This window comes from Patescibacteria group bacterium (assembly GCA_018817715.1).
GTDB lineage: Bacteria > Patescibacteriota > Patescibacteriia > Veblenbacterales > UBA10138 > JAHITT01.
The window spans coordinates 72,391-92,621 of sequence record JAHITT010000001.1 but is presented as its reverse complement, the minus strand read 5'-3'; the positions used below and the strand labels follow the sequence as shown (position 1 = coordinate 92,621).

The 20,231-nt window shown below is 38.9% G+C and carries 17 protein-coding genes; 15 read left to right on the top strand and 2 right to left on the bottom strand.

Annotation, left to right across the window (positions count from 1 at the left end):
• The first annotated feature begins 53 nt into the window (after positions 1 to 53).
• A complete protein-coding gene (locus KKC17_00490; protein MBU1038707.1) occupies positions 54 to 227 on the top strand; it encodes a hypothetical protein in 174 nt (57 codons plus the stop codon).
• Between the two features lie 398 nt (positions 228 to 625).
• Here KKC17_00490 and KKC17_00485 read toward each other — a convergent pair whose 3' ends face one another.
• Complete coding sequence (locus tag KKC17_00485; protein ID MBU1038706.1) at positions 626 to 895, bottom strand: excisionase family DNA-binding protein; 270 nt, start codon at positions 893 to 895, stop codon at positions 626 to 628.
• 573 nt (positions 896 to 1,468) lie between these two features.
• Between KKC17_00485 and KKC17_00480 the strand changes: the two genes are divergently transcribed.
• The 8 genes from KKC17_00480 to KKC17_00445 all read left to right on the top strand — a co-directional run bounded on the left by KKC17_00480 (position 1,469) and on the right by KKC17_00445 (position 12,343).
• Entirely contained in the window at positions 1,469 to 2,014 is a 546-nt protein-coding gene (locus KKC17_00480) for an RNA polymerase sigma factor (GenBank protein ID MBU1038705.1), read from the top strand.
• Positions 2,015 to 2,116: 102 nt separating this feature from the next.
• Positions 2,117 to 3,187 carry a hypothetical protein gene (locus tag KKC17_00475; protein ID MBU1038704.1) on the top strand — a complete coding sequence of 357 codons (1,071 nt, stop codon included), beginning with the start codon at positions 2,117 to 2,119 and terminating at the stop codon, positions 3,185 to 3,187.
• Positions 3,188 to 3,284: 97 nt separating this feature from the next.
• Positions 3,285 to 3,653, top strand: coding sequence for a four helix bundle protein (locus tag KKC17_00470; protein MBU1038703.1), 369 nt, complete (start codon positions 3,285 to 3,287; stop codon positions 3,651 to 3,653).
• A gap of 848 nt (positions 3,654 to 4,501) precedes the next feature.
• Positions 4,502 to 8,143 (top strand): hypothetical protein, encoded by a 3,642-nt coding sequence (locus KKC17_00465; GenBank protein MBU1038702.1) that lies wholly within the window; start codon positions 4,502 to 4,504, stop codon positions 8,141 to 8,143.
• Positions 8,144 to 8,272: 129 nt separating this feature from the next.
• On the top strand, positions 8,273 to 8,992 hold the full coding sequence (locus KKC17_00460) for a tetratricopeptide repeat protein (protein ID MBU1038701.1): 720 nt from the start codon (positions 8,273 to 8,275) through the stop codon (positions 8,990 to 8,992).
• A 473-nt stretch (positions 8,993 to 9,465) separates the two neighbouring features.
• On the top strand, positions 9,466 to 10,269 hold the full coding sequence (locus KKC17_00455; protein MBU1038700.1) for a hypothetical protein: 804 nt from the start codon (positions 9,466 to 9,468) through the stop codon (positions 10,267 to 10,269).
• A 45-nt stretch (positions 10,270 to 10,314) separates the two neighbouring features.
• A complete protein-coding gene (locus KKC17_00450) occupies positions 10,315 to 11,466 on the top strand; it encodes a hypothetical protein (protein MBU1038699.1) in 1,152 nt (383 codons plus the stop codon).
• A 349-nt stretch (positions 11,467 to 11,815) separates the two neighbouring features.
• A complete protein-coding gene (locus KKC17_00445; GenBank protein ID MBU1038698.1) occupies positions 11,816 to 12,343 on the top strand; it encodes a hypothetical protein in 528 nt (175 codons plus the stop codon).
• 259 nt (positions 12,344 to 12,602) lie between these two features.
• On the opposite strand, the gene KKC17_00440 is transcribed toward KKC17_00445, so the two are convergent.
• Positions 12,603 to 13,016 (bottom strand): hypothetical protein, encoded by a 414-nt coding sequence (locus KKC17_00440; protein ID MBU1038697.1) that lies wholly within the window; start codon positions 13,014 to 13,016, stop codon positions 12,603 to 12,605.
• Between the two features lie 556 nt (positions 13,017 to 13,572).
• On the opposite strand from KKC17_00440, the gene KKC17_00435 reads away from it, so the two are divergent.
• The 6 genes from KKC17_00435 to KKC17_00410 all read left to right on the top strand — a co-directional run bounded on the left by KKC17_00435 (position 13,573) and on the right by KKC17_00410 (position 20,230).
• Positions 13,573 to 15,813 (top strand): S8 family serine peptidase, encoded by a 2,241-nt coding sequence (locus KKC17_00435; GenBank protein ID MBU1038696.1) that lies wholly within the window; start codon positions 13,573 to 13,575, stop codon positions 15,811 to 15,813.
• Positions 15,814 to 15,821: 8 nt separating this feature from the next.
• Positions 15,822 to 16,271, top strand: a complete 450-nt coding sequence (locus KKC17_00430) for a GtrA family protein (GenBank protein MBU1038695.1) — start codon at positions 15,822 to 15,824, stop codon at positions 16,269 to 16,271.
• Positions 16,272 to 16,446: 175 nt separating this feature from the next.
• Positions 16,447 to 17,460, top strand: a complete 1,014-nt coding sequence (locus KKC17_00425; protein MBU1038694.1) for an NAD-dependent epimerase/dehydratase family protein — start codon at positions 16,447 to 16,449, stop codon at positions 17,458 to 17,460.
• 2 nt (positions 17,461 to 17,462) lie between these two features.
• Complete coding sequence (gene metK / locus KKC17_00420; protein MBU1038693.1) at positions 17,463 to 18,632, top strand: methionine adenosyltransferase; 1,170 nt, start codon at positions 17,463 to 17,465, stop codon at positions 18,630 to 18,632.
• On the top strand, positions 18,633 to 19,559 hold the full coding sequence (locus tag KKC17_00415; protein MBU1038692.1) for an NAD-dependent epimerase/dehydratase family protein: 927 nt from the start codon (positions 18,633 to 18,635) through the stop codon (positions 19,557 to 19,559).
• A complete protein-coding gene (locus KKC17_00410) occupies positions 19,556 to 20,230 on the top strand; it encodes a glycosyltransferase family 2 protein (protein ID MBU1038691.1) in 675 nt (224 codons plus the stop codon). The genes KKC17_00415 and KKC17_00410 overlap by 4 nt, the downstream gene beginning before the upstream one ends.
• Position 20,231 lies beyond the last annotated feature (1 nt).

Below are 20,231 nucleotides of genomic sequence, written 5' to 3'. Positions count from 1 at the left end.
TGACATTTTTTTAGGCTGGGTTTAAGGTAGGGGCAAATAAATTAGGTGTAAAAATGGCTAATTTAAAAATATTAAAAATATTATTTTTTGTCAGTATTCTTTTGTGGATTGGTATAATTATTGGTTTTAAACTGGGTGGTTATTGGTTAGCTTATTTACCAATTGTTGTGCCGTTTGGTTTATTGGCAAAAATGATATTATTTGAAAACAAACAAAGTAGGGGGTAGTATTATGGATTGGCATTGGTATTTTGTAATTGGTTTGGTTATATTGGTTGGGCTTTTTGTTTTTATGAAAAGCGGAAATAACAAGCCAAACCAAAAATTAATTAACCGTCGTAAAGTTCATGACGGTATTAAAAATTAAGTCCGGGGCATAAATAACCCCGAGCGCCAACAGTAACAGTACCGCAAAGCAGTGTTCTATTGCACCTAGGACACTGCTTATTTATTTTAAAGTAATTAGAAAAAGTTGGTACTTTAAAACCGCGTAGTTGAAGTAAAGCCATCCCTCCTTAATATAGTGGTTTTACTTATGTGTACGCGGTTATCAATATTTTAACATTAAACTAATAGGCTAATTCGTACGAATTAGCCTATGTTATACACAGGGGATGGTTAGGGGTTTAGACTGGCGGGCGAGGGGAGTATTTGCGGTTAGTAATTTTCCATTGCTCAACATAAGACCCTAAACCGTTTTTGGCCATAATATTCCGGCGACGAGTGGAAGATTGGGACCATTCTAAAACACTGGCAAAATTAAGTTTATAACGACCACGCACGACTACATAATTTATGTGTCCCAGTTTAATAGCTTGGCGAATGGTTTTTTGATTTAGGCCAAAAAGGCGAGCAGCTTCACTAATGGATATTCGTATAATTGGTAAAGTGGTCATGATTATTTTTTTAGATATTAATTCAATAAATATTTTGGATTAATGTTGGATGATAGACTTTAGATATCTTTATTAAAGTATAGACTATTCTATACTTTAAGAGCAAGTTATCCACCTCCGCCTTATATTTTACAGTTATTATATAACTGTAAATAAATAATAAGGTGGACTCTCCGTAGCTTAAAAGCGAAGGAGGGGGTTATGGTGGATTTTGCAAAAGAAGCTTAAAATTTAATTTTTAAGGGTGCTTCATCCATATTTTTATGATTAATTAGCTAAAATAAACCAAATTATATGTTAACAACTGTTACCTTAAGGTTAGGTTAACGTAGTATTTAGCAAAGCCTTTAAAGCTTGCCCTGTATAACAACTTTGTCTGCTACCTTAAGCTATTGGTTTAAGAACTCGGTATTTTATGGGTATAATAATTAAGAAAATTAATAATTTGTAGACTATAGGTAGCTGTAAAGCTTAAGACAAAGTTGTATTCCAAAGGCTTGCTTTTTTGCTTGCTTTGGGGTACAGTACGGCTTATTAACTGTAACGTTTGGTAATAAATTACGTCTATAATATATGCAAGTATCACGCAGGATTGAAGAAGAAATTCTGCTTTTTAAAATAAGGCACGGTGACGAAGAGGCTTTTGCCCGAGTATACGATAAGTATGTGGACGCTTTGTTCCGCTTTATCTTGTTCCGGGTAAAAACCAAAGAGCAAGCCCAGGATATAGTAGCCGAGTTATTTTTAAAACTGTGGCAGCATTTACGCAACAATAATAATCAAGTGGATAATCTGCGAGCTTTTTTATACCGTATGGCTCGTAACTTAGTAGTAGATTATTATCGCGAGCGTCAAGAAGAATTGCCTTTGGATGAAGCTATTCAAGTAAGTGACGAAGCGGGTGGTAGTCGCTACTTATCTCCTCAACAACAAGTTAGCTTAAGTGAAATAGAAGTTGCTATTAAAAAATTAAAACCAGCTTGGCAGGAGGTTATAGTGCTAGCTCACGTGGAAGGTTTTAAGCCTAAGGAGATTGCTAAAATTATTGGCAAAACTCCAGCCGCCACCAGAGTAATAATCCATCGGGCTTTGCAAGAACTTAAGAAGATAATAGGGTAGCAAAATCATAATTTCTAATTTCTAAACCCTAAATAATTTCCAAAGCACAATTCCCAAAATTATTTTAGAAATTATGATTTAAGATTTAGGATTTTTAATATCATGTCTGATCGCCATTTGTTAAATCAAATAAAAGAACTACAGAACCTTAAGCAGGCTCCAGTTTTGTGGCGTCAGGAATTAAGACAAACGTTACTTAATACAGTAGCTCAAGAAAAAACTTCGGCTTATAGTTTTAAGGAACGCGTTTGGTTGTGGGCCAAGGAAACCCGTTTAGTGGTAGCGCCTTTTCGTTTGGCGCCGATTGTAGCGGCTGTATTTTTGTTAATTGGTGGAACAGTGCCGGTAGCTCGCGCTACTAACCAAAGCTTACCCGGCCAAACTTTATACAGTGTTAAACGTTTAGCCGAAAAAGTTCAGTTGTCTTTTCAAACTAATCCTTTAAGCCGCGGTTTATATTATTTGGATTTAGCTAATCAACGTTTGGTAGAAATAAATAAATTGGCCGGCCAGCCAGCCGATCAAGCTAATTTGTTACGGGACTATAATATTAGTGTTGGTTTTGCTCAGGCTAGTTTACAGGCCGCCGGCCAAGAAGCTAATTTGGTGGCTTTGTACGATTCGGCTAGCCAGCGCTTGGCTCAACAATTAATTAATTTAAAAGATAAGGTTGGCGAAGAAGCTGGTTATAAGGCGGCTATTAAGGTTACGGAAAAATTATCCGACAGTTCTTTAGCTTTATTAGTAAACTTTGGCGCCCCCGAGAACGACGGCCAGGTTTTGGCTAATCGTTTGCAATCACAAATTACTAAAGCCGAAGCTAAATTAGACGGCGTGGACGGTAGAATTATTAGATTGCCTCAGACTAAGCCTTTAAAAGTTGTTATTGAATCCAAAAAAACCGTGGTACCAGTTAAAGAAGCTTCTAAACAAGCCAAGGCCAGTTTAAATGAGGCTAGGGAATTAATAGAAAAGAAATTTTACACCTTAGCTTTGCAAAAAGTTCAAGAAGGTGAAGAAATAACCAATAAAGCAGAAGAGGTAATAGATAGTACAGAACAGCCTGAAAGTAAGGTAGAAGGCGTTCAAACAGAAAAACCCGCCGAGCCGTTAACTAATCAGCCTAATACTAAGGACTTAAAAACCGAAGGTGAGACAGTGGAATTAAAATAAAATTACAAATTAATAATTAACAAATAAACCTATGGAGGGGTTTAACAATTTAATAAAATCTCAAATCCTAATTTCTAAATCTTAAATAATACCCAAAATGCCAAGGTATGATTTAGAAAACAGGACAGCTACCTTTGGTATAGCTGTTATAAAGTTTGTTAAAACTTTGTCCAATAATACCGTTATTAGACCTATTATAAGTCAATTAATAAGGTCGGCTACTAGTATCGGAGCTAATTTTTGTGAAGCAGATGATGCTGAGTCTAAAAAAGATTTAATCCATAAGCTTGGTATATGTAAAAAAGAGGCTCGTGAAACTAAACACTGGTTAAGAATGTTGGTGGAAGCCGAACCAAAGGTTAAGGAGTCGGCTCGCAAATTATGGCAAGAAGCTAAGGAATTAAACTTAATCTTTAACTCCATAATAATTAAGCTTAAAAACAAAGAGATGTTAAAAGATAAGTAAGTTTGGAAATTGTGATTTGGGATTTATTTAGGATTTAAATTTTAAGATTTAGGGTTTAAATTTGACCTTTGTAATTTGAAATTAAAATAGTATCGTCATTTCTCTGTCGTTGCGGCCAATATTTACATATATTTGCCTTGGTGACGGAGTCTAGTGACTCCCCGCGAGTTCTTTTACAAATTGTAAACTAATTATAGGTAAGGACTAGTGGTTAAGATAAAAGCTACACCGCGCCTGTTAAATGTTTTTTAAACCTCCAGTGGGTAAACAGACTTTTTTGTCTGGCTGGGTTTAACCCGTCCTTTAGGTTCACCTTTGGTGGATTCTAAAGACACAAGGTTGGACGGGATTAGCAAAGATGGATTTTCTTTTTTTTCGCTTCGGCGAATGGGCAAAAGGAAATTTGATATTGCTTTCTCTTCTTCCACCCATGGGCGGCTTGACTTGAAATGTCTTTTACTCTGCCGGCTAAGGAATAACTAACATTAAAGACGCTTTAACAGCTAAAACTTGCTACTAGTAATCGAACCTTAATATTAATTTATTAATTTGTTTTTAGAACACGTGTTCGGATAATCCTACTTCGTATACTTATTAAAATTTAAATTCTAATAAGTAGCGCAAAGGTCGAGCCGCCCCATGTTGATTTAAAACAGGGGATAAGGCAAGGATGAGTTCCATAACTTAAAAATTGAATAAGAAAATAGATTAGGTCTTTATTATTCCCGTCATCCTGACCCCGCGTCCGTGGGGGAAGGATCGCAACAATGAGATTCTTCACTAACGTTCAGAATGACATTAGGTTAATAGAGATAAATACTGTTCTTATTCATAAAGGATTAATATAAATGTCTAATTTGAAAAAATTCCTCACTATCGGGGTAACAGTAATGACTGTTCTCTGGTCTGTAGGCGTTAGCTTGGCTCCTTTAGGTGTCAGCGCTGCGGCTTCAGCCGGCGACCTCATTAAGATGGCTGGTAATTCCGCTGTCTATTACTTTGATGGTTCTAAGAGGTATGTCTTCCCGAACGAAGCTACTTACATGTCCTGGTATAAGGACTTTTCGGGTGTGAAGACTATTCCTGCTTCTGAGCTTCAGACCTATGCGATTGGTGGCAACGTCACTATTCGTCCAGGTACCAAGCTCGTTAAGATAACGACTGACCCTAAAGTCTACGCTATCTCTCACGGCGGCACTTTGCATGGTATTGACAGCGAAGCTCGCGCCCTTAAGTTATACGGTTCCAATTGGAACAAAATGATCGTGGATGTGTCGGATGCTTTCTTTGTTAACTACAAGACTGGCTCCGCCATTTCTTCCGATATGCATGTTAACGGTACTTTGATTAAGTACAGTGGTTCTTCCACTTATTACTTGGTTGAAGATGGCAAAAAGAGGCCTTTCGCTTCTGATGCTGCTTTGGCTGCTAACATGATAAACACTGCTAATGCAGTTGTTACCGATGTTACTTACTCTGATGGTACTTCTTTGACTGGCAAAGAAGCTACAGTTACTAACGTAGCTGGTAGTTCTACCGGATCTTATGTTCCAGGTCAGGGTACTGGTTTGTCTGTAGCTTTGGCTTCCGACACTCCAGCTTCTGCCACTTTGGCTGATGGTAGTGCCAATAACGCTGTGTTGAAGTTAAATTTCACCGCTGGTAATGATGGCCCAGTCAGTGTGACTGGACTTAAAGTAACCAAGGGTGGTTATACTGGTAACACCAATATTACTGGTGTGGCCGTCTATGATGCTGCTGGCAAGCGCCATGGCAACGTAGTTACCACTTTGGGTTCTGACGGTGTAGCTACTTTGACCTTCGTGAATGATCCTATCGTAGTGTCTACTGGTTCTACCACTTTCGCTATTATTAAGATCAACTTGTCCAGTTCTGCTAACTCCGGAACCTTGGACTTCTCTGTCAAATCTGCTTCTGACGTAAGCACAGCTTCTACCGCTACTGTATCTGGTACTTTCCCAGCCATGGGTAATACTATGACAACCGTAGATGGTTCTAGCTCTTTGGCTACTGTCACCTTGGATGCTCAACCAATTAACGCCAGTGGCGTTACTTTGAATGTTGATTCAGAGAGCTCACAGGATATTGCTAAGTTCCGCATTGCCGAAACTACCAGCAACGAAGCTGTAAAAGTTTACGGTTTGAACTTGTGGAACAATGGTAATGCCTCCGCTTCTTCGGATTATAAAGATGTTCAATTGGTTTCTCAGGATGGCACTGTTTTAGCTACTGCCCAGCCTTCTGGTCAGTATGTTATGTTTGATCTTTCTACCAATCCTTACTTGATTGATAAAGGTCAGACTAAAGACTTTACTATCCGCACTAAGATTATTGATGGTGCTAGCCGTACTATTCAATTTGTAGTTTACGAAAACTATGATTTGGATATTCGCGGTTTATCCAGTGGCGCTGGTTTATTGCCAGGTGCTGGCAGTAACGATACTTCCTTCCCAATTGGTGATGCCACCAATTACAACAAGGTAACTATCGGTTCTGGTTCCGCTATCTTTGGTCGCGCTTCAGACTCTCCGTCTGATGCTGTTACCCCAGGTGCTTCTGATGTAGTTATTGGTAAGTACTACATTAAGTCTACTGGCGAAGATATGGAATTGCGCGCTATCAGTTTTGGTTTGGATCAGGACACTAGCTCAATTGCTTTGACTGGCACTGTCTATGTCAAAGTGGATGGCAACACTGTTTACAGTGCCGCCGCCAACACCACTAATTTCCCAGTGAATGGTACCGCTTCTTCTAGAAGCCTTTCCAGTTACCCAATAATTAAGGCTGGTGTTATGAGCTACATTACTGTATCTGCTTCCATTAGCTCTAGTGCTACCAGTTCAGATGCTTACTTCGTTAATGACTTTGATGTCACTTCTGTTAAGAGGTTAATTACCAACGATATTGTTGATCCGTCCATTACTGCGACTGATAGCAACACTCGTTCTGTTAAAGCCGCTGCCGTTACTGTAAACACTTTGTCTACGCCGGTAGCTGGTTCAATGGTTCTTAACACCAACAATGTGGAATTTGCTAAGTTTGAGTTAAATGCTCAAAATTCTGGAGAATCTGTTCGCGTTACTTCTTTGACTGTAACCGATACTAAGGGTGCTGGTGCTGCTTATACTGACGTGGCTAACCTCGTCATGTATGACAGTCAAGGCAATTCTTTGCAGACTTCTTCTTCTACTTCCACTAATGCTGCTACTGTAGCTTTCAATTTCACCACTCCAATTTTGGTTACGCAGTCTACTCCGGTAATCTTAACCTTAAAAGGTGATTGGATTGCTGGTACAGCTGGTTCTACTTCTACTCATACCTTTAACGTTAACTCCACTTCTCATGTGTCAGCTAACGGTAAAGACACTGGTAATACTATTGGTACCTCTAATGTCACCATTAATGGCTCTGGTCAGGCTATGACCTTAGTTAGTGGTGGTACTTTGACTGGTTCCTTAGTAACTGGTTCCGGTGCTACTCCTTCAGTTGCCCAGGTGTTCAATGTTGGCACTGCCAATTCCACCTTCTTGGCTGTAAGGTTTACCACCCAGTATGAAGCTCAGAAGATTACCACTCTTAAGTTAGAAGCTGCTGGTACAGCTTTGACTCAGAACAATGTCCGTAACATTAAGTTGTACGAACAGATTGGTAATGGTACAATCTCTGCCACTCCGTTTGCTACAACTAGCCAGTTTACAACCTGTTCTAGCAATGCCTGTTCTAACACTTGGACCGCGACTGACAATCTATTGTCTGCCGCTATTCAACCTGGTACCCCAGTAACTATTTATGTCAAAGCTGACATTGGTTCCGAAGGTATTGCCAAGTTGGGTAATGATTTCTACATGCATTTGAATGTAGATGGTACCAATGTGATAGCCAAGGGTATTACTAGCTCGGCTGCTCCTGGTACTTATACCGGTGGTAATCTTAATGCCTCTGGTGCTGTTACTCGCATTGTTCCGTTTGGTGTAGTGGTATCTGCCTTTGAGCCTACTTCCAGCGTTACCCAGACTGTGGTTGCTGGTACGGCTATTGGCCGCTTTAAGGTTCAGAACAATGGCAATGCTCAAATTACTTTGACCAATGTCAAATTCACCGACAGCGGTACCCACACTGGTACAGATGCTCGTTACACTATTTATGCTTCAAGTGAGAATTCAGGCGACTATACTACCAATTCTTTGGAAGTTAGCGCTACTGATACTCTTGATTTCGCTGCTCTTACTGCTTCTACCGCGATTAATGGCGGAGCTTACCGCTATTTGACCGTGACCTTAAGCACCGCTACTAGCGTTGTTTCTGGTGACAGCTTTGCGTTGTCTGTAGCTAGCTTGGGCGATCTCAAATACAGCGTAACTGAAGCTGGTTTGGGTTATGATGGCACTCAGGATGGTGACCTCGCCGACACGATTACTTCGTTGTACGTTGATGGTAAGCCAACCTTGGGTACTATGTCCAAGCAATAAAGTTAGTAATAGTTAAAAGTCATTTGCTGTTTTACCAAAAAGGTTAAAACGACAATTTGACAAAACAACCCCCACTTAAGTGGGGGTTGTTTTATTGTTTAAATTTTTGTATTTGCTATAATTTTATATATGTTGGAAAGTAAATTTAAAATTTTTATATTAATATCAATCAGTTTGGTGTTGACTACTGCTATTTTTATTTATTTTAACCCAGCGGAACAAGTAAAAGTAAGTTCGTTTAATAATTCAGTAGATTTAATTTTTGACAGCAGTATAAATAATATAGAAGTTAATTTATCAGAACAAGAAAGACAAGGTATAACAGAACAAATTAAAACACTGCAAAAAAAATTGAATGATTTTTCTAGTCAGCAAGGAGTTAATTTATCTGAGTCGTATTTATTATTAGGAATTAATTATGAAAGTTTAGGATTATTAGACAAGGCTAGGCAGTCTTATTTATGGGCTTCTCAACAAAACCCTTTTATTTCTGTCCCGTGGAGTAATTTAGGTTCACTTTATGAACAAGTTGGGGACTATGAATTAGCTAAACAAGCTTTAAAAAAAGCCACAGAGATAGAGCCAACTATGGTTATAAATTGGTCTAAATTAATTGAGCTTAATAGATATAGATTAGGTTCTAATCAAGGAGCAATAAGAGAATTGTATAATAAATCTTTTTTAGCTACGGATCATAATTTAGATTTACATCATTCTTTTGCCAGGTATTTGGAAAATATTGGCAGTATCCAAGATGCTATTTTGGAGTATCGTTTTATAATTTCAAAAAATAATAAAGACCAAATTGCCAGTCAAGAATTAGCTAGATTAACTGGAAAAATTAGGTAGTGAATACTTTTTTATTCGCGGTTTGTAAAAGCTTTTTGTTTTACAAAGTTATTTTAGTTGCGTTGTTTTGACTTTTGTATATAATAGTATCATAGCCTAAGGAGGCTAGTGGTTATTGGGAAGGCAATAACCAAGGAGTAATTAAGGCTAAGTCAAATGTTTTTTGAACCTGTAGTTAGGTTACAAAATAGCATTATATTTGCGGATCGCTTTGGCGACCCAGTAGTTTATTAGAACCCATTTTTTGGGTTTTTTGTTTTTATAAGCCTTAATTTAAAAATTCGCTGTAAGTAAATTAAACAGGGTAAGGTCGGACTGTTTAGTTAACAAACAGTAAAAAAATAAAAACAAAATATTTTGTTATTTGCCTAAACCGGTTGGCTGATAACAATAGTTTTATAAATTTGACATTAATCATTTAGCAATTGATTTGTTATTTGATATTTGTCATTAATAATTAAATTTGTTTGCTTATGTTTAACCCTAATAAATTCAGGCGCTACTTAGTGCCAATAACTATGTTGGTGCTTACTTTAGTAGCCGGTAGCGCTTATGCCGCTACGACTATTGGTACCAATGTTTCTACAGGTGGTACCTTAGCTGTTACTGGTGCTAGTACTTTAACTGGTGCTTTGGCGGCTAACGGAGGTATTACTGTTGATACTTCTCAATTTACCGTTAATGGTACCAATGGAAACGTGACAATTGTTCCACCTGCTACTATGACTACTGGCACTTTGTTGGCTTTGTCGGCCGCCGCCGCGGTTACGGCAACCGATGCTTACAAGGGTGCTTATATAGATTTAACTAATGTTACGGGTGATGGAACAAACCCGGTATATGGTTTGCATGTAAATGATCAAGCGGCAGCTACCGCTTCTACGGAATACGGTATTTACGTGGAAGGTACCAATTGGGACCAAGGTTTATACGTGGCTGACAGCGGGCATATAGCTGGTGCCGTAACCTTGGGCAGTACTTTAGCTGTTACTGGTACTACTACCTTGGGTGGCGGTACGGCTATAACTAAGGTAGTTAAAGGAAATTTGGCTGATGATGCTTTTGGCTGGGTGCCGGACGCTACAGCTACTGATTTTACTATTACGGCTGATGCTGCCAGCGTAACTGCTAACTCTTACATAGGTGTAAGTGTTGGCGCTAACGCGACAGCTGCCGTCTGCGGTGTATATACCAGAACAGCTTCTACTAGTTTCCAGGTAAAGTGTTCAGCAGCTCCAGCTAATGCTGCGACTTTGCAATATATTATAGTTAACTAAGCGTTGGCTTAATTAATATTTTTATAATTTAATTAAACCACGCCTATGTATAACAAATTTTTAAGTTTTGGTTGGAAAGCGCTAGTTATAACGGCGTTGGCTTTATTGGTAGCTGTACCAGTTAAAGCAGCTACTACGGATTTTATAGCTAATGGGGATATTACAGTGGCTAGTGTTACTTTGGGTTCAGGAACAGCAGATATGTTGATTCTTAGTGGTTCCAGGGCTGAAAGTTGGTCTTTTGATAGTGGGTCTTTTACTGTAACTAATCCTGATGCCACAGATACTTTTAAGGTAGTTTCTAGTAATTCTTCTGTTCAATCAATAGAAGTTACTTTGAGTGGTAATCGGGTAACCTGTAATGCTAATTCAACACCTGGGACAAGTTATGTAGAGTTACCTTCGGGTAGTGGTACGTACGCAGTAGTTCCATTAACTGGAAGTTGTAATTCAGGAAGTGGTGGTGGAAGTAGTTATGTAGCACCAACACCAACCCCTACGCCGACTCCAACTCCTACACCAACCCCTACGCCGACTCCAACTCCTACACCAACCCCTACGCCGACTCCAACTCCTACACCTGAACCAGAAACTATTACCGAACGGGCTAATCAGGTGCAAACTATGGCTCAAGAAGCTGTTAATGTGATAAGCAAAACAGCTAGTGAAATGGCTGGGGAAATGGGTTTACAGCGCAACTTGGGTTTAGAACAAAAATACGATTCTACCATTGTGGCCAGAGTGGTACTGGCGAGCACGCCAGCCGCTACTAGGGCCCAGGTTACCAGCTTCGTAACTTATGGTACAGCTACTACTCTTGCCCTGGGGGCAGGGGAAAGGGCTGGCGTAGTGAATAGTTTTAGAGCCGCTTTTGGCCGAGTGCCAACTAGCGAAACCGATTGGCAAGATGTAATAAAAATCGCCAACGGTCGCTGGCCTGGTACCTTGAACGCCGCGCAAGAAAAAGCCGTGGCTGCGACTTTTAAAAAGATTTACTTAAGAGACGCCGTGCGCACTAACGCCCACGACGACGCGGCCATTACTGTTATGGCTTACGGACTTAGAAGCGCTAATAGGAATATGAATTCTGAAAAAGTCGCTATTAATTCCTTTAAAGCTATTTTTGGCAAAGCGCCCAGCACAGCCAGTGATTGGGATGCCGTACGCGCCATTGCTTATTCGGGAGCTACCCGATAATTACTGTTAAAACAGTTAAAAAAAAGAGACTCGCAGTCAGCGAGTCTCTTTTGGTTTGGTTATTAATTTATTTTTTATCTATTCCCTTTGGCAAATACTTCCATACTCGCAAGTATGGAAGTATTTGCCGATAAGACAAGCAGGTCATTCATTAGCTTTGTTTACTAGCTTAGTTAAAAGTAGTAAAGTTTAATTATCTAATATTAATTAGTTGGAGGGACTAATTATGTGATATTTAAGCCTGTTATTTACCCATTATTTTTTGGGTATTTTTTGTCATTTTCTTCCACCCAACGGACGCAGGGTGGAAGAAAATGACGGGTATGTTTATTTATTTTTATTTAAAAATATGGCTAAATTTTCGCCTTATCATAAGTTATCCAAAAAAGACGAACAAGAATTGTTGCTGGATTTTTTTAGATCTTTGGCAACTGTTAATGGTTTTAAGGAAATGGCCGTGATATTTCAAGATCTTTTATCTCGTTCCGAACTAACTATGTTGGCTAAGCGTTTAAAAATAGCCAAGTTATTATTAAGGGGTGTTAGTTATCAGGAGATTATGAGTGAATTGAGAGTGGGCAGTCAGACAATTTCTAGAATAAATATTTGGCTACAAGAGGCTGGTGAAGGTTTTAGAATGATTTTTAACAGAACGAAAAATAAGGAGATAAATTTATTAAAAAAAGATGATGGTTCTCCTTGGACCAAGTTACGCCGTGCTTATCCGATGTATCATTGGCCAGAACTTTTAATTAAAGAAATTATAGCTACCGCTAACAAAAAACAGAAAGATAAATTATATGTTGTTTTAAAAAATTTACAGCTTAAAGGGAAGTTAAACAAAGACTTTGAAAAATATTTAAAAGGTGTAAGGTGATTAATGGAAGAATTTTTATTAGATTATTTATTTGGCAGATACTTCCATACTCGCAAGTATGGAAGTATCTGCCTGGTTTTATTAATTACATTCTTAAGATTGTAATAGCGATAATAAAATTTCCTGTTTTCCTGTGAAAATAGGGGGGTGGGGGTTAATTGTTGTAAAAAAATAAGACGGCTTAATAAAAAGCGCGCCTTAAAGAAAATTATTTTCCCCCGCAGGTATTATTAGTAATCAAATGTATTTAGTGAATAGTTTAATTTTTTATGAATTGTTCGTCACCAGTGGGAATAAAAGTGATAAACAGTCCATTTTTAGAATTTTTTTTGTTGCGATAAGCTGGCTTTTCTAAACTAAAGCGATTGGGCTGGTCGGGGTAAGTAATTAAAGAAAACTTATACAATTCTTTTAATTGAAAAGTTTTTAACTTAATAGGCTTGCTACCGTTTTCAGTTTTTTGCCTTAGCCAGTCAAATTTAATATTAATGACTGTTTTACCATTAGTGCCGCGGGCAAACTGGTCTTTTATTTGCCCTTGAATAATCCAGTGTTTACTTTTACTAGTAGCCCGAATGGTGGATATTTCTAGTTGCTCCCAGGCGTATTCGTAAATCATTTCTTGTAAAATATCTGTTACGTCAGCTTGGGGATTTTGTTTTTTTCGATCCAAAAATTTTTGGATCAAACTTTTAACATAGTATCTGTCATGCATTGGTAGCTCCTTTTTGTTTTTTGGATTTTGTTTTTATTCCGCCTTCGTTAATATCTTGATTATATTTAATAAGTTAATTAATTTATTTTTGTTACTGACTGTTTACAAAATGTAATATAAACTTCGGCGGATTTCGCCAAAATATTATATTTATATTAGCGGTGGCTACATTTTGATGGTTAATATTAGCTTAAAAACGCTTTAATGTCAAGGTATTTAGGGATGATTATTAGAATAAGATTTTTTCCCGCTCCGCCAGTTGCCAACTGGCCAAGGCGGACGGCGGGGTCAGAATGACATGGGGTTGTTTGTCACTGCGAGCCGATGTCCGCCGGCTGGCGGATGAGCGCGGCAGTCTAGATTGCCACGTTGGTCTTACGACCTCCTCGCAATGACATGAGGGAGTGGTTCACAATGACAATGGAAAAAGAGTTCGCAATGACAGGATAAATGATATAAAACAAAAAAGATTTTTGTTTTACAAGACAAGGCAATTATGTTATAGTAAACTTTAATGAAACCGGTATTATCTTATAAAAATCAGTTGCTATATTCCCGGGTCCTAGCACTCGGGTTTTTAATCTTGGCTATGGTGTTTTTGCCAGCCGGGCCGACTTTAGCTTATGTTATTAAACAAGCCGAGGCAATAAATAATTTTTCTAATTGTCGTTTAGCTGTTTTGACTACTGATAATCAAGTACAAGAAGTGGCTTGCCAGATTGGTTTAGGAGTCCAAGAAACTAAAGAATATTTATTAAATCAACCTGATATAAAGAAGGTTAGTGCCATAGTTGAGTATCGGACTGTTTTAACACCCAATGACACGCATTATCCCAAACAGCAGGAATATTTAAATAAAATAAAAGCGCCTCAGGCTTGGGAAAGTACCCGGAATTTACCTTTGCGTCCGGTAATCGCTGTTTTAGACAGTGGAGTAGATATAGATAATCCGGATTTAGCACCTAATATTTGGTTTAATCCTTGGGAAGTGCCGGGTGATAATATAGATAATGATCGTAATGGTTTTGTGGATGATCAATATGGTTGGGATTTTGTGGATAATTTAGCTGATCCCAAACCTAAGTTTGGCAAGGTGTGGAACAAGGTAGCTATGCATCACGGTACGATTGTGGCCGGCGTAGCTACGGCGGTGGGTAATAATAATTTAGGTATTACCGGTGTTAGTTGGAATGCCAAAATAATGCCAGTGCGAGTATTGGATTCAGCTGGTATTGGCAACACAGTTACGGTCGCCCGCGGTATACAGTACGCCATAGACAACCGAGCAGATATTATTAATTTAAGTTTTGTTGGTAGTGTTTCTGATCCCATATTACAAGATGCTATCCATCGGGCTTATTTGGCTGGTATTTTGGTGGTGGCCGCTGCCGGTAATGAACAGCAAATTGGTGTTAATATGGATAAACAGCCACAGTATCCCGTGTGTGACGATGGTTATAACGGAGAAAACCAGGTAATTGGCGTGGCTGGTTTAGAATTAAATGATTCGCGGGCACTATTTTCTAATTATGGCAGTCGCTGCATAGATATTGCCGCGCCAGCCACGGATATTTTTGGTACTTTATTTTTAAGCGAAGAGCAACCAGGCTTTAAAGAAGCTTATGGTGGTTATTGGAGTGGTACTTCAGTGGCGGCTCCTTTGGTGTCGGGCGCTTTGGCGGTTTTAAAAGCCGCTTATCCTAGATTGTCACCCTCGCAATTGCGGGATATTTTAATAGCTTCGGGTGAAGAAATAGACTTTGCCAACCCCGGGCTTAAAGGCCAGGTGGGACGGCGACTTAATTTAGCGGCTGCTTGGCGTTTGGCGGGCAGTAATGCTTTTGCTGTTAAAAGTCCAATTGTTGTGGCACCGGGTAATAAAGGCCAGGCAGAAATTAGTTTGTTGGATGTTTCGGGTGAACGGTTGGAAAAATTTATTGCCTATCACCCCAGGTTTACCCAAGGCGTTAATATAGCTAGCGGTGATTTTGACGGCGACGGTCAAAGCGATATTGCCACCGTACCCAGAGCGGCCGGCGGACCACATGTTAAGTTGTTTAATTTAAAAGGTGGTGTGGAATATCAATTTATGGCTTTTGCCGAAGGTTGGCGTGGGGGGCTTAGTATAGCGGCCGCGGATTTTAACAGTGATGGTAAAACGGATTTAGTTTTAGGAGTTGGTAAGGGTGGTAGCAACATAGTTCGAATATTTGATGGTCAGGGAGTTTTATTGTATCAATTTGTTCCTTACGACCCTTCTTATATTGGTGGCATTAATGTGGCGGCCGGCGATGTTAATAAAGATGGCCAGCCGGAAATAGTGGTGGCCCCGCAAGGTAATAGCCGTTTGCCAGTTCGCGTGTTTAATAAGTTTGGTAATTTATTGGAAGAATTTTACCCTTATCCCTGGGTTTTTAAAGGAGGTATTAATTTAGCAGTTGGTGACAGTGATGGCGATGGTAAAGAAGATATTATTGTAGCACCCGGTCAAGGGGGCGGTCCGCAAGTTAGAGTATTTAGCGGCCAAGGGAAATTGTTAAGGCAGTTTATGGCTTTTGAAAAGAATTTTCGCGGTGGTGTTAATATTAGCATTGGCGATGTAGATGGTGATGGTCAAAACGAAATAGTTACTACGCCGGGCGAAGGTGGTGGTCCGCACGTTAGAATGTTTAATTCTAAAAACGAATTAAAGAGTCAATTTTTTGTGGAGCCTCTTAATTTTCGTGGTGGTTTGTCCGTTACGGTTTTACCTTAAAAATATTTATGTTCAGGTTATTTAAGATTAAGAGCCAATGGTTAGGTTTATTTAACCAGTTAATTAAGTTTGGTTTAGTAGGTTTAAGTAATGCTCTGGTGGATTTTGGTCTTTATTGGTTATTAACTCGTACCTTATCTTTTGGGCAGCAACAGTATTTGTTAATGAACGCCGTAGCTTTTTTGGTGGCTAATTTGAATAGTTTTATTTGGAATAGATATTGGACTTTTTCGACGGGCGGTAATTTTTTTAATTTTAAAGGTTATGGTCGGTTTTTATCTTTATCTTTGATTTATTTAGTTTTTATAGAAATAGGTTTATGGTGGCTGGTGGCTAAAGTTGGTTGGTGGGATTTGTTGGCCAAAGCTGTTTTGTTGGCTGTGGGTACATTATTTTATTTTACAGCGGCCAAAAGTTGGGTATTTAAAGAATCAAAAATTAAAAATCAAAAATCCTAAAACTTAAATCCTAAAACTTAAATCCTAAATAATTCCTAATAAAACAAGTTATTATGATTTGGGTATTGTTTAGAAATTAAGATTTAAAATTTGGGATTTGTTTAGTAGCTTGGTTTGTAAATGCTTTGGTTTTAGGCTAAAATTAACTAAGGAATTACTTATAATTTTTCTTTATATGTATAAACAATTATTAGAACGTAAGAATATTTTGGTAGCCGGTGGTGCCGGGTTTATTGGTTCGCATTTATGCGACGAACTCATTAAAAACGCTAACGTAATTTGTGTTGATAATTTTATTACCGGTCAAGAAGAAAATATTGATTTATTATTACAAAGTCCGCATTTTGAATTTATTCGTCACGATATTAGTCAGCCGTTGGATTTGGAAAAATTTCCCGAACTGGAAGTTTTTAAAATTAAACTGCAGGGTTTGCAGGAGATTTATAATTTAGCTTGTCCGACTAGCCCTAAGGAATATAATAAATTGCCTATAGAAACTTTATTAAGCAATGCCGACGGCACCAAGAATACTTTAGAGTTAGCCGTAAAATATAAAGCCAAGTATTTGTTAGCTTCTTCTTCGGCCATTTACGGCGATCCGGAAGAGGGTAAGCCTTTGGAAGAAACTTATTGGGGATTTATTGATCCGGTTGGCCCCAGAAGTTGCTATAACGAAGGCAAACGTTTTGCTGAAAGTTTAGCAGTTAATTATGGTCGCCAACACGATTTAAGTATAAAAATCGCCCGAATTTTTAATACTTACGGCCCCAGAATGAAAGTGAACGATGGACGTATGATACCGGATTTTATTGTTCATGCTTTGAGGGATGAATCTTTAACTATTTATGGTCACAAAGAAGCCACTTCCACTTTTTGTTATGTTAGTGACATGGTGGAAGGTTTAGTTAAATTAATGGAGTTTGAAGGTGATGGCATATTTAATTTGGGATCAATTGATTTAAATACTTTTATTGAAGTGGCGGAGAAGATAGTAACTTTAGCGGAAAGCAAAAGCGAGATTATGGTAGCCGAGCCTTTGCCTTATTGGGGCAAGCAGGGCATTCCCAGTATAACTAAAGCTAAGGAATATTTAGGTTGGTTTCCACTGCAGCCTTTGGATACAGGTTTAAAGCAAACGATTGATTATTTTAAAGTTCATAAAAATACTTTGCGTTTAAGCAGTAATTAAATATGGCCGATAACATAAAATATTTTACTTCAGAATCGGTTACGGAAGGTCATCCGGATAAACTGTGTGACCAGATTTCTGACGCAGTTTTGGATGAATTGTTAAGGCAAGATCCTTTAGCGCGGGTGGCGGTGGAAACCTGCGTGACGGCCGGTTTGGTATTAGTGGCTGGTGAGGTTAGCACTACAGGTTTTGCTGATGTACAAAAAATTGTTCGATCAGTTTTGCGTAAGGTTGGTTATACCGATCCATCATTTGGCGCGGCGGCCGAGGATATTGGAGTGTTGGTTTCTTTGCACGAACAAAGCGCCGATATTGCCCGGGGGGTGGTAAATAAAAACCTTAAAGTTTTAGGAGCTGGTGATCAGGGAATAATGTTTGGTTATGCTAATCGAGAAACTAAAGAATATTTACCCTTGCCAATTTGGTTGGCCCATCGTTTGGCTGAACAATTGGCTAAAGTTAGACACAATAAAACACTGCCTTATTTACGACCCGACGGTAAAACAGCTGTGACAGTTGAATATCGTAATGGTCAGCCGGTTGGTTTGGTTAATGTGGTGGTGGCGGCCCAACATGATGATCGGGTGAGTTTAAAACGTTTAAAAAAAGATATTTTAGCTAAAGTAATTAAACCAGTGGCCGGACGTTTTTTAAAAAATAATACTAAAGTTTATATAAATGCCACGGGTCGGTTTGTAACTGGTGGTCCGCAGGCTGATACGGGTTTAACCGGAAGAAAAATAATTGTTGATACTTACGGTGGTTATGCCAAACATGGCGGTGGTTGTTTTTCCGGTAAGGATGCCACTAAGATGGACCGAACCGGAGCTTATGCGGCTCGGTACGCGGCCAAAAATTTGGTAGCAGCCGGTTTGGCGGAAGAATGTGAAGTTCAATTATCTTATGTAATCGGCCGGGCCAAGCCTTTAAGCGTGGTGGTAAATAGTTTTGGCACTTCAGCTTTACCCGATAACCGATTAGCCATTATTGTTAAAAAACATTTTCCTTTGGAGCCACAAGTTATTATGGATAAATTAAAATTACGTCAGCCGATTTTTTTAAAAACAGCTGTTTATGGGCACTTTGGTCAGCCGGGCAGTAAGTTTACCTGGGAAAAGTTAGATAAGGTGGCGGTTTTAAAAAAATATTTACCCCAAGGAAAAAAATAAATGCTTAAAGTTTTAGTCACCGGCGGTGCTGGGTTTATTGGCAGTCATTTGGCAGAAGAACTTATTAGGAATAAGTTTGAAGTAATAGTGGTGGATGATTTATCCAGCGGTCAAAAAAAGAATTTGCCTAAGGCGGCGGTTTTTAAAAAAATGGATATTCGATCGCCTAAGTTGATAGTTTTGTTAAAAAAAATAAAACCGGATTATGTTTGTCATTTGGCGGCTCAAGTTAGTGCGCCTAAATCAATCGTTGATCCAGCTTTAGATGCCAGTATAAATATCAGTGGAACACTTAATCTTATAAAAGCTTGTCAGGGTTTAAAACTTAAAAAATTTTTGTTTGTTTCTACAGCTGGTGTGTATGGTGATAACGAGGATTTACCAACTGATGAATTAGTCAAGATGCAGCCGCTTAATCCTTATTCTTTCAGTAAATTGTCAGTGGAAAATTTTTTGCATTATTTTAAAACTGATTTGGGTTGGCCGACAGTGGTGACTAGGCTATCTAATGTTTATGGGCCCAGACAAAAAGCTTTAGGTGAAGGCGGGGTAGTGGCAATTTTTTCTGAAAGCTTATTAAAAGGTCAGGATTTGAACATACAAGGTAGGGGTTTTCAGACTAGAGATTTTATTTATGTGGTCGACGTGGCCAAAGGGTTAAGCCAGGCTATGTTGCACGGTCAAGGTGTTTATAATTTATCAACGGGGCGCGAGACCAGTTTATTGCAGTTACTTCAGGCTTTAGGCGAAGTGTTGGCGGTAGTGCCTAAAGTTAAGTATGTGCCGCCACGCTTAGGCGATGTACCAAAAAGTTGTTTAAAAGCTGACAAAGCCCGCCGTCAATTAAGTTGGCGTGCCGAAGTGCCCTTAACTGAAGGTTTAAGACGTACTTTGTTGTGGTTTAAAAAATCATCTATTAAAAAATGAAACCAGACATAGTAATTCCAGCTTATAATGAAGAGCCATCTATTGCAGCTGTCGTGGCGACTGTTAAGCCTTATGCTAACAAAGTAATTGTGGTGGATGACGGTTCTAGTGATCAGACTGCTACCTTGGCCAAGTCGGCCGGCGCTGTTGTTTTACAACACGTAGTTAACCGAGGCTATGGCGCAGCTTTGATTACCGGTTCTAATTGGGCTATTGAACAAGGGGCTTGGGCCGTGTTGCATTTTGATGCCGACGGGCAGTTTGATCCCCAAGATATACCGAGGTTGGTTGAGTATTTGGTTAAAGATGACAATCAGGTAGTCTTGGGTTCTAGGTTTAAGGGTCGGGTAATTGGCTTACCTTGGTTAAGGCGTTTAACTTTAAAAGTGGCCATAATTTTTACCTGGGTGGTGTCTGGTGTTAAATTAAGCGACGCTCATAACGGCTTAAGATTGTTTAGGGCGACTGCTTGGCAATTAATGATTTTACGGCAGGACAGGATGGCTTTTAGTTCGGAGTTGATAGATGAAATAAAAAGATTAAAATTAAATTTTGTGGAAGCGCCGGTAACCGTACGTTACACCGATTATAGTAAACAAAATAGTAAGCAAGGTCGTTGGCCGGCTGTACGCATAGTTAAAGATTTATTGTTAGGTAAATTACTTCGTTAAA

Bases quoted from the DNA above. Each gene is read 5' to 3' on its own strand.
- KKC17_00490 (MBU1038707.1), top strand. From the start codon at position 54: ATGGCTAATTTAAAAATATTAAAAATATTATTTTTTGTCAGTATTCTT.
- KKC17_00485 (MBU1038706.1), bottom strand. From the start codon at position 895: ATGACCACTTTACCAATTATACGAATATCCATTAGTGAAGCTGCTCGC.
- KKC17_00480 (MBU1038705.1), top strand. From the start codon at position 1,469: ATGCAAGTATCACGCAGGATTGAAGAAGAAATTCTGCTTTTTAAAATA.
- KKC17_00475 (MBU1038704.1), top strand. From the start codon at position 2,117: ATGTCTGATCGCCATTTGTTAAATCAAATAAAAGAACTACAGAACCTT.
- KKC17_00470 (MBU1038703.1), top strand. From the start codon at position 3,285: ATGCCAAGGTATGATTTAGAAAACAGGACAGCTACCTTTGGTATAGCT.
- KKC17_00465 (MBU1038702.1), top strand. From the start codon at position 4,502: ATGTCTAATTTGAAAAAATTCCTCACTATCGGGGTAACAGTAATGACT.
- KKC17_00460 (MBU1038701.1), top strand. From the start codon at position 8,273: ATGTTGGAAAGTAAATTTAAAATTTTTATATTAATATCAATCAGTTTG.
- KKC17_00455 (MBU1038700.1), top strand. From the start codon at position 9,466: ATGTTTAACCCTAATAAATTCAGGCGCTACTTAGTGCCAATAACTATG.
- KKC17_00450 (MBU1038699.1), top strand. From the start codon at position 10,315: ATGTATAACAAATTTTTAAGTTTTGGTTGGAAAGCGCTAGTTATAACG.
- KKC17_00445 (MBU1038698.1), top strand. From the start codon at position 11,816: ATGGCTAAATTTTCGCCTTATCATAAGTTATCCAAAAAAGACGAACAA.
- KKC17_00435 (MBU1038696.1), top strand. From the start codon at position 13,573: ATGAAACCGGTATTATCTTATAAAAATCAGTTGCTATATTCCCGGGTC.
- KKC17_00430 (MBU1038695.1), top strand. From the start codon at position 15,822: ATGTTCAGGTTATTTAAGATTAAGAGCCAATGGTTAGGTTTATTTAAC.
- KKC17_00425 (MBU1038694.1), top strand. From the start codon at position 16,447: ATGTATAAACAATTATTAGAACGTAAGAATATTTTGGTAGCCGGTGGT.
- metK (MBU1038693.1), top strand. From the start codon at position 17,463: ATGGCCGATAACATAAAATATTTTACTTCAGAATCGGTTACGGAAGGT.
- KKC17_00415 (MBU1038692.1), top strand. From the start codon at position 18,633: ATGCTTAAAGTTTTAGTCACCGGCGGTGCTGGGTTTATTGGCAGTCAT.
- KKC17_00410 (MBU1038691.1), top strand. From the start codon at position 19,556: ATGAAACCAGACATAGTAATTCCAGCTTATAATGAAGAGCCATCTATT.